The 8,574-nt window shown below is 72.1% G+C and carries 7 protein-coding genes and 1 pseudogene; 1 reads left to right on the top strand and 7 read right to left on the bottom strand.

What is annotated here, in order from left to right:
* Positions 1–166: pseudogene (locus tag AB0N76_RS28295) on the top strand (hypothetical protein); the annotation flags it as partial.
* Between the two features lie 71 nt (positions 167–237).
* Here the strand turns inward: AB0N76_RS28295 and AB0N76_RS28290 are convergent.
* From AB0N76_RS28290 to AB0N76_RS28260, 7 genes are all read right to left on the bottom strand, one after another.
* Positions 238–834: a hypothetical protein gene (locus AB0N76_RS28290; RefSeq protein WP_363561752.1), complete on the bottom strand. Its 597-nt coding sequence runs from the start codon at positions 832–834 to the stop codon at positions 238–240.
* Between the two features lie 152 nt (positions 835–986).
* Entirely contained in the window at positions 987–2,006 is a 1,020-nt protein-coding gene (locus AB0N76_RS28285) for a BadF/BadG/BcrA/BcrD ATPase family protein (protein ID WP_363561750.1), read from the bottom strand.
* Between the two features lie 241 nt (positions 2,007–2,247).
* Positions 2,248–3,537, bottom strand: a complete 1,290-nt coding sequence (locus AB0N76_RS28280) for a 6-phospho-beta-glucosidase (RefSeq protein WP_363561748.1) — start codon at positions 3,535–3,537, stop codon at positions 2,248–2,250.
* Entirely contained in the window at positions 3,537–4,463 is a 927-nt protein-coding gene (locus AB0N76_RS28275) for a carbohydrate ABC transporter permease (protein ID WP_363561746.1), read from the bottom strand. The genes AB0N76_RS28280 and AB0N76_RS28275 overlap by 1 nt, the downstream gene beginning before the upstream one ends.
* A gap of 21 nt (positions 4,464–4,484) precedes the next feature.
* Complete coding sequence (locus AB0N76_RS28270; RefSeq protein WP_363561744.1) at positions 4,485–5,483, bottom strand: sugar ABC transporter permease; 999 nt, start codon at positions 5,481–5,483, stop codon at positions 4,485–4,487.
* 30 nt (positions 5,484–5,513) lie between these two features.
* Positions 5,514–6,872 (bottom strand): ABC transporter substrate-binding protein, encoded by a 1,359-nt coding sequence (locus tag AB0N76_RS28265; protein ID WP_363561742.1) that lies wholly within the window; start codon positions 6,870–6,872, stop codon positions 5,514–5,516.
* 99 nt (positions 6,873–6,971) lie between these two features.
* Complete coding sequence (locus AB0N76_RS28260) at positions 6,972–8,162, bottom strand: ROK family transcriptional regulator (RefSeq protein WP_363561740.1); 1,191 nt, start codon at positions 8,160–8,162, stop codon at positions 6,972–6,974.
* Positions 8,163–8,574 lie beyond the last annotated feature (412 nt).

Raw genomic sequence — 8,574 nt, 5'->3', positions numbered from 1 at the left:
CGTCGCGGGCGACTTCAACGGTGACGGCAAGGCCGACATCGCGGGCCGTGCCTCCGGCGGCGCGCTGCTGCTGTGGACGGGCAACGGCAACGGTCAGCTGAACACCGACAGCGGCTACGGCCTGTGGCCGGACAACGGGTTCGCGCAGGTCAGCGAACTCATGTGAGGCACTGACCCCGAGGACCGGGTCCCCGTACGGCGGGGGCCCGGTCCGTCGCGTTCCAGGGCCGCCGGGCCTCAGAGGGCGGGCCGGCCGCGTTCCTCGATGCGGGTGATCCGGCCGCGGGCGTCGAGGACGACGTCGTAGGTGTCGCCGTGGCAGCCGTACGGGGCTTCGGGCTCGCGGCCGGTGAGGCAGGCGTCGAGGTGGGTGAGGAGGACGGGGAGCTGGACCTCCTTGGCCGGGTCGTCGTGGTCGACGTCGACCAGGGTGGCGGTCGCGTGGGCGGCGAGGGGGTAGACGACGGGGTCGCCGACGGGCTCGTAGCCGGCCTCCTCCGGGTCGTCGGGGGTGCAGACGAAGCGGGTGGGGCGGGCGGTCAGGCGGCCGTCCGTGACGTCGAGGACCTGGATCACCCGGTGGCCGGGGTGGGTGCTGCACGCGCTGGGGGAGGAGACCGGGGCGGAGCCGGCGGCCGCGGCGTCGAGTTCGGCCTCGGCGTCGGGGAGCGCCCAGTACTCCTCGGTGTCGTCGGCACCGAGGTCGCCGTCGAGGTCGTCCGGGGCCATCGCCACCGTGGGGTCCTCGTCGATCGGGGTGCAGGCGGCCAGGCCGGTGGTGACGGCGCAGCCGAGCAGCACGGCGAGGAGGAGACGGCGACAGGGGACGGTCATGGGGTCGAGTCTCCCAGGAGCGTGACCGGATGCGGCACCCACATACACGCCGAAATCGCACACATGGTTCCGGACGGGCAGGTTTCGAACGAAAGACCGCCCCCGCCGGGTGTGCGGACCCGACGGGGGCGGAGTTCCAGCGCGGGCAGCCGCTACGCCGCCACCGGCCGGGCCGGGTCGTACGCCGTCCGCACCCGGGCCTGCGCCTCCGCCCCGGCGCCCAGGTGGTCCAGGCCGAGCAGGGCCGCGCCCAGGACCGGCGGCGCGACGACGACCCGCGGTTCGGCGAGCGGCGCGGCGTCCGCCAGGCGGGCCGTCAGGTTGTCGAGCAGCAGCGGCTGCCGGGAGGCGAGCACCCCGCCGCCGAGCACCACCGGGGTGGGCGCGTCCAGGAGTTCCAGCCGCCGCAGGGCGACGACGGCGAGCCGGGTGATCTCGTCGGCCTGGCGGTCGATCAGTTCGAGCGCGGCGGCGTCGCCGTCCTGGGCGACCGCGAACAGCACCCGGACGATCTCGTGCAGCCGGCCGAACGGCAGGTGTCCGAGGTGGACGGCCTCGGCGACGGCGCCGGCGCTGGGCAGGCCGAAGTGTTCGGCGATGGCGGGGGCGAGGGTGGTCGGCCCGCCGCGGCCGTCCTCCGAGCGGACGGCGTGCCACATGCTGCTGACCGCGAGGCCGGCGCCGCCGCCCCAGTCGCCGGTGATCTCGCCGAGGGCGGGGAACCGGGCGGTGCGGCCGTCGGGCAGCAGGCCGACGCAGTTGATGCCGGCGCCGCAGACCACGGCGACGCCGCGCGGGCCGTCGGTGCCGGCGCGCAGCAGGCCGAAGGTGTCGTTGACGACGGTGTTGCTGAGGCCCCAGGGGTGGGATTCGAGGGCGGTGCGCAGGCCCTCCTCCTCGATCGGCAGGTCGGCGTTGGCGAGGCAGGCGCTGACGTGGCTGGTCAGCGGGCCGGTCCAGGTGGTGAAGCCGGCGGCCGCGGCGGCCGCCTCGACCAGCGGGGCGAGGCCGGCGACGGCGGCGGTGCCGCCGACGTGCTGGGGCGTGAAGCCGCCGCCGCGGGCGGTGCCGAGGACGGTGCCGTCGGCGCCGATCAGGGCGACGTCGGTCTTGGAGTTGCCGGCGTCGATGGCGAGCACGCCGGGCAGGTGCGGTTCGGGCTGGTGGGTCATCGGGTTCCCCGGCTCGTACGTGGCCCGGCCGTGGGTGTTCCCCGGCCGGGGTGGACGGTCTCCTCGCGGCGCCGGTCGTCCGCGCGCATGCCGCGCATGTCATGCGTGTCGCGCGTATCCCGGCCCCCGCCCCCGCCCCCGGTCACGGTCCGGCCCGCACTCCCCCACGGAGTGCGGGCCGGAGTCCGGAGGGCGCCCGGAGGCGCCGGGGCGGGCCGGACCGGAGCGGCGTCCGGGCGGCTCAGGCCCAGGAGAGGTGCTCGCGGTTGTGGGCGAGCAGCCGGTCCGTCAGCTGGTCGGCGAGTTCGATCTGGCCGACCAGCGGGTGGGCGAGCAGGGCGTCGAAGACCCGGTCGCGGCCGCCGTGCAGGGCGGCGTCGAGCGCGAGCTGCTCGTACGCGGTGACGGCGGCGATCAGGCCGGCGTACAGCGGCTCGACCGGGCGCTGCGGCAGCGGGCGCACGCCGGCCGCGTCGACCTCGGCGGGCACCTCGATGACGGCGTCTTCCGGAAGGAACGGCAGCACACCTTCGTTACGGGTATTCACCACCTGCACCGAGGTGCCGCCGCCCGTCCCGAGCAGGGCCGAGATCAGCTGGACGGCCGCCTCGGAGTAGAACGCGCCGCCGCGCTTGTCGAGCAGCTCCGGCTTGGTGTCGAGCGTCGGGTCGGCGTACAGCTCCAGCAGCTGCCGCTCGATCTCGGCGACCTCGGCGGCCCGCGAGCCCTTGGCCTTCAGCTCCTCGACGACCAGGTCGTGCTGGTAGAAGTACCGCAGGTAGTAGGAGGGGACGACGCCGAGCCGCTCGATCACGCGCTGCGGCAGGTGCAGGTCCTCGGCGATCGCCTTGCCGTGGCCGGCCAGCAGCTCCGGCAGCACCTCGCGCCCGGTGGTGGCGCCCGGGGCGTCGAGCAGGGTGACGCCGCGCTCCCAGGTGAGGTGGTTGAGGCCGACGTGGTCCAGCCGGATCAGCTCCGGGTCGACGCCGAGGTGCTTGGCGAAGCGGCGCTGGAAGCCGATGGCGACGTTGCAGAGGCCGACCGCCTTGTGACCGGCGTTCTGCAGGGCCCGGGTGACGATGCCGACCGGGTTGGTGAAGTCGACGATCCAGGCGTCGGGGTTGGTGCGGCGGACCTTCTCGGCGATGTCGAGGACGACCGGGACGGTGCGCAGCGCCTTCGCCAGCCCGCCGGCTCCCGTCGTCTCCTGGCCGACGCAGCCGCACTCCAGCGGCCAGGTCTCGTCCCGGTCGCGGGCGGCCTGTCCGCCGACCCGCAGCTGGAGCAGGACGGCGTCGGCGTCGGCGACGCCCGCCTCGACGTCGGTGGTGGTGGTGACGACGGCGCCGTGGCCCTGGCGGGCGAAGATCCGCCGGGCCAGCCCGCCGATCAGCTCCAGCCGGTCGGCGGCCGGGTCGATGAGGACGAGTTCGCCGATCGGGAGGGTGTCCCGGAGTCTGGCGAAGCCGTCGATCAGCTCCGGGGTGTACGTCGAACCGCCGCCCACGATTGCCAGCTTGAGTAGGGACATCAGCCCTTGACCCCTGTCAGTGTCACGCCTTCGATGAAGGCCTTCTGTGCGAAGAAGAAGAGGATGATCACCGGTGCCATCACCAGCAGGGTGGCGGCCATGGTGAGGTTCCAGTTGGTGTGGTGGGCGCCCTTGAAGGACTCCAGGCCGTAGGAGAGGGTCCAGGCGCCGGGGTTGTTGCTGGCGTAGATCTGCGGGCCGAAGTAGTCGTTCCAGCAGTAGAAGAACTGGAACAGGGCGACGGCGGCGATGGCCGGCTTGGCCATCGGCAGCACGACCTTGAGCAGGGTGCGCAGGTCGCCGCAGCCGTCGATCCGGGCGGCCTCGATGTACTCCCTGGGGATGGTCAGCAGGAACTGGCGCAGCAGGAAGATCGAGAACGCGTCGCCGAAGGCCATCGGGATGATCAGCGGCCAGAGCGAGCCGCCGAGGCCCAGCTGCTTGGCCCAGAACAGGTACATCGGGATGACGGTGACCTGCGGCGGCAGCATCATCATCGCGATGACCGCCATCAGGGCGAGGTTGCGGCCGCGGAAGCGGAACTTGGCGAGCGCGTAGGCGACCGGCAGGCTGGAGACGATGGTGAGCACGGTGCCCAGGCCCGCGTACAGCAGGGTGTTGCGCCACCAGGTGAGGAAGCCGGGGGTGTTCCAGACCTTCGAGTAGTTGCCCCACTGCCAGGAGGTGGGCCAGTAGTCGGTGGTGAGTGCCTGGCCGTCGGTCATCACCGAGGTCAGGAAGGCGAAGACGAACGGCAGCAGGAAGAACAGGGCGGCGGCGATGGCCAGCGCGTGCACCGCGACCCAGTTGAGCAGGGCCCGGCGGCGGGCGGCGCGGGAGGCCGCGCTGGGGACGCCGCGGCCGGGTCGCCGCGCGGGGGAGCCGGGCGCCGCGGCCTCGCCGGTGAGGGTGGAGCTGAGAGTCATGATCGTTTCCTCACTCGGCCGCTAGTCGTCGCTCGCCATGAAGCCGGACTTGCGGCGCAGCAGCATCGCGGTGACGGCCATCGAGATGGCGAACAGCACCAGGGCGACGACGCACGCCGCGCCGTAGTTGAAGCGCTGGAAGCCGAGGTTGTAGACCATCTGCGGCAGCGTCCAGGTGGAGCCCTGCGGGAAGCCGGGCTCGAACTGCTGCCCGGAGTTGCCGGCGATGTTGCCGGCGACCTTCCCGGCGACGATCGCCTGGGTGTAGTACTGCATGGTCTGGACGACCCCGGTGACCACCGCGAACATGATGATCGGCGAGATGTTCGGCAGGGTGACGTAGCGGAACCGCTGGAACGGGCCGGCGCCGTCGAGCTCGGCGGCCTCGTACTGCTCCTTGGGGACGTCCAGCAGCGAGGCCATGAAGATGACCATCAGGTCGCCGACGCCCCACATGGCGAGCAGGGTGAGCGCGGGCTTGGACCACTCGGGGTCGGCGAACCAGCCGGGCTGCGGCAGCCCGATCTCGCCGAGGAAGTGGTTCACCGGGCCGGTGCCGGGGTTGAGCAGGAAGGCGAAGGCGACGGTGGCGGCCACCGGCGGGGCCAGGTACGGCAGGTAGAAGGCGGTGCGGAAGAAGCCGACACCGCTCTTGACCTTGGTGATCAGCATCCCGATGCCGAGGCCGAAGGCGACCCGCAGGCTCACCATGATGACGACCAGCCACAGGGTGTTGCGCAGGCCCTGCCAGAACGCGGGCAGGTCGTTGAAGACGTAGCCCCAGTTCTTGAGGCCGCTGAAGACGGGCGCGCCGAAGCCGTTGTACTTGGTGAACGAGAAGTAGACGGTGGAGATCAGCGGGTACAGGAAGAAGACGCCGAAGCCGATCAGCCAGGGGGAGAGGAAGGCGAGCGTGCGGGCCGCCGCCCGGCGGCGCTTCCGGCGCAGCAGCTGCTGCGCGGAGGGCGCCGCCGGGGCGGTGGGTCCGGCGCCCTTGCGGGTGGCGGACGCGAGTGACATGGGAGCTCCGTGGACCGTGGGCCGTGCCCGCTACTTGGCCTGGGCGATGGCGGCGTCGATCTCCTTGGCGGTGGCGGCGAGGCCGGCCTGGAGGTCGGTCTGCTTGCCGGACTCGTAGTTGTAGCCGAGGTTCTGCAGGGACACGATGTAGCCGCCGCCGTTGACGCTGGCCGGCGTGGTGCCGGAGTTCGCGTGCTTCGCGATCTCCAGGAAGGTCTTGAAGTTGGCGTCGGCGGTCAGCTTCGGCGAGTCCAGGGCCGCGAAGGTGCTGGGCACGTTGTGGATCGCGTTGGCGAAGGAGACGACCGCGTCGGTGTCGGTGGTCAGGTACTTGACGAGCTCCCAGGCGGCGGCCTGCTTCTTGCTGGTGCCGGCGATGCCGATGATGGTGCCGGTCTGGTAGCCGCGGCCGTAGGTGGCGACCTGGTCGTCCGGGACCGGGAACGGCGCGGTGGCCCACTCGAAGTCCGGCTTGTCGGCGGCGAGCGAGGCGGTGCGCCACTCGCCGTCGATGGCCATCGCGACCTGGCCGGTGTGGAACGGGTTCTTGGCGCTGAACTCCTCGCCGAAGGTGGCCCGGAACTTGTCCAGCTTGTCGTAGCCGCCGAGCTTGTCGACCAGGCCCTTCTGCCAGGTCAGCATCGAGGCGACCTTGGGGTCGGAGGCGATGGTGGACTTGCCGGCGGCGTCGAAGTAGCTGGGGCTCCACTGGCCGAGGAAGTGCTCGGTGGTCGACTCGTAGCCGTGGTAGAGCGGCATGAAGCCGAGCCGCTTGTAGCCGTCGCCGTCGGCCTGGGTCAGCTTGACGGCGGCGTCGGCGAACTCGCTGAAGGTCTTCGGCGGTCCGGCGATGCCGGCCTCGGTGAAGGCCTTCTTGTTGTAGTAGAGGCCGAAGGCGTCGCCGAGCAGCGGCAGGGAGCACTGGTTGCCCTGGAACTGCGTGTAGTTGAGCATCGGGGCCGGGAAGGTCTTGGCGGCGTCGATGTTGTCCTTGGCCAGGAACGGCTTGAGGTCGACGAAGGCCTTGGTGGAACAGAACATGCCGACGTTGTTGGTGGTGAAGGAGGAGACGACGTCCGGGGCGTCGTCGCCGCCGGCCCGCAGCGACTGGTTCACCTTGTCGTCGGCGATGTTGCCGACGGCCTTGACGTGGATGTTCGGGTGGGACTTCTCGAAGGCGGCGATGTTGTCGTTGATCGCCTTCACCTCGGACTCCTGGCTCCAGCCGTGCCAGAAGGTGATGGTGACGTCCTTGCCGGAGGCGGAGTCGTCGCTGCCGCCGCCGTCGCTGCTGCCGGTGCAGGCGGTGGCGAGCAGGGCCAGGACGGCGCTGCCGGTCACGGCGGCCAGGGTCCGGCGGCCTCTGCGGGAGTGGGAGGTGGTGTGCACTTCGAGGTCCTCCTGGGGGTGCGCGGGCAGGCGTCATTGCCTCGGGTCCCGCGTTCGGGGGTTGGGGGAGAGGTGGGTGCAGGGTGACAGCGGGGAACGTCAGTGGGTGGAGAAGACCGCCTCGCGGGCGGCCGCCAGCGCGCGTTGCAGCGCGCCGAGCAGGACGGGTGAGCCGGGGAGGGCGCTGCTGCGGACCTCCGGGCGGGCCGGTGAGATCCGGGCCAGCTCCTCCTCGACGAGTGCGCGCAGCCGTTCGCCGCCCGCGTTCGGGACGTGGCCGGAGACGACCACCAGCTGGGGGTCGACGACGGCGACGATCACGGCCAGGCCGACGGCGAGCCGGGCGGCCAGCGCGGTGAGGAACTCGTCGCCGGGCCCGGGGGTCTCCAGGGCTCTGGTGATCGACTCCTCGGCGGTGGGCGCGCCGAGCCCGTGTTCGCGGGCCAGGGTCCGGACGGCGGGCGCGCCGACCAGGGCCTGGAAGCCGCTGTCGCGGCGGCGGCGCACGTCCCGCTGGACCGGCGCGCCGGGGACCGGCATGTAGCCGACCTCCCCGGCTCCGCCGGTGAAGCCCCTGTGCAGCCGGCCGGCGATCACGATCGCGGCGCCGATGCCGTCGCCGGCCCAGAGCAGCACGAAGTCCTCGAACCCGTGCGCCGCGCCGGAGGACTGCTCGGCGACGGCGGCGAGGTTCACGTCGTTCTCGATCGACACCGGGGCGCCGATCGCCTCGGTCAGCTCCTCCAGCAGCCGGGGCGAGTGCCAGCCGGGCAGGTGGGAGGCGTACCGGAGCTTGCCGGTGCCCGGGTCGGGGGCGCCGCCGACGCCGATCGCCACCGTGTGCAGGCTGCCCTCGGGGAGCCCGGCGGAGCGGACCGTCTCGGCGACCGCGCCGGCCAGCCGGGCGATGATCTCGGCGGCCGGCACGCCCTTGGTCGACACCTCGTGCTCGGCCAGCGTGCTGCCGGTGATGTCGGCGACGGCGACCCGGATCCCGCTGTTGGTGACGTCCACTCCGGCGACGTAGCCGGCGGCCGGATTCACCTGGTACAGCTGCGCGTTGGGCCCGGGCCCGCCGGCCGTGGTGCCGACCGGCAGCACCAGCCCGGCCGCCTCCAGGCGGGCCAGCAGCTGGGAGGCGGTGGGCTTGGAGAGCCCGGTCAGGCTGCCGATCTGGGTACGGGAGAGCGGTCCGTTCTCCAGCAGGAGTTCGAGCGCGGCGCGGTCGTTGATGGCGCGCAGCAGACTGGGGGTACCGGCGAGGGGGGCCTTGGCCGTGGTCTTGGTCACGCGAGGATCCTCCTCCTCCGGCAGATCGAAACGGCGCCTGGGCAGGCATGACGCGAACTGTTAGGAAACTTTCCAGTCGCTTGTCACAGGACCGTACGGTCCCCGTCACGAGGGTGTCAATGGCCCTGCCACCCCTGGATGCCGACTCGTTACCGGACACCCCGAAGGCCCGCTCCCACAGCGGCGGGAAGGGGCTCGCGCGGGCCCTGGCCCGGAAAGACGGATCTACCTAAGAAGAAAGGTGAAAGCGCCGCCCCTCCTCGAAAAAGGAGGGGCGACGCAGGAAGGAGTGAGCAATAAGAGAAAGGATGAACCTTGATGTGGCCCCCGCCTCGCCTGGTGGCGAGGCGGGCAGGAGCAAGAGCAGGTCGGCACCGGAGACCGGGGCGGCGGCCTCCTCACCCGAGGAGGC

Origin of the sequence: Kitasatospora sp. NPDC093806, from assembly GCF_040683335.1 — a bacterium.
GTDB lineage: Bacteria > Actinomycetota > Actinomycetes > Streptomycetales > Streptomycetaceae > Kitasatospora.
Note: the sequence above shows the minus strand (reverse complement) of the source record. Positions and strands in the feature narration are given on the sequence as shown.

What these genes read in the sequence shown, in the direction of transcription:
- AB0N76_RS28275 (WP_363561746.1), bottom strand. Translation starts at nt 4,463, where the DNA reads ATGACTCTCAGCTCCACCCTCACCGGCGAGGCCGCGGCGCCCGGCTCC.
- AB0N76_RS28285 (WP_363561750.1), bottom strand. Translation starts at nt 2,006, where the DNA reads ATGACCCACCAGCCCGAACCGCACCTGCCCGGCGTGCTCGCCATCGAC.
- AB0N76_RS28270 (WP_363561744.1), bottom strand. Translation starts at nt 5,483, where the DNA reads ATGTCACTCGCGTCCGCCACCCGCAAGGGCGCCGGACCCACCGCCCCG.
- AB0N76_RS28280 (WP_363561748.1), bottom strand. Translation starts at nt 3,537, where the DNA reads ATGTCCCTACTCAAGCTGGCAATCGTGGGCGGCGGTTCGACGTACACC.
- AB0N76_RS28290 (WP_363561752.1), bottom strand. Translation starts at nt 834, where the DNA reads ATGACCGTCCCCTGTCGCCGTCTCCTCCTCGCCGTGCTGCTCGGCTGC.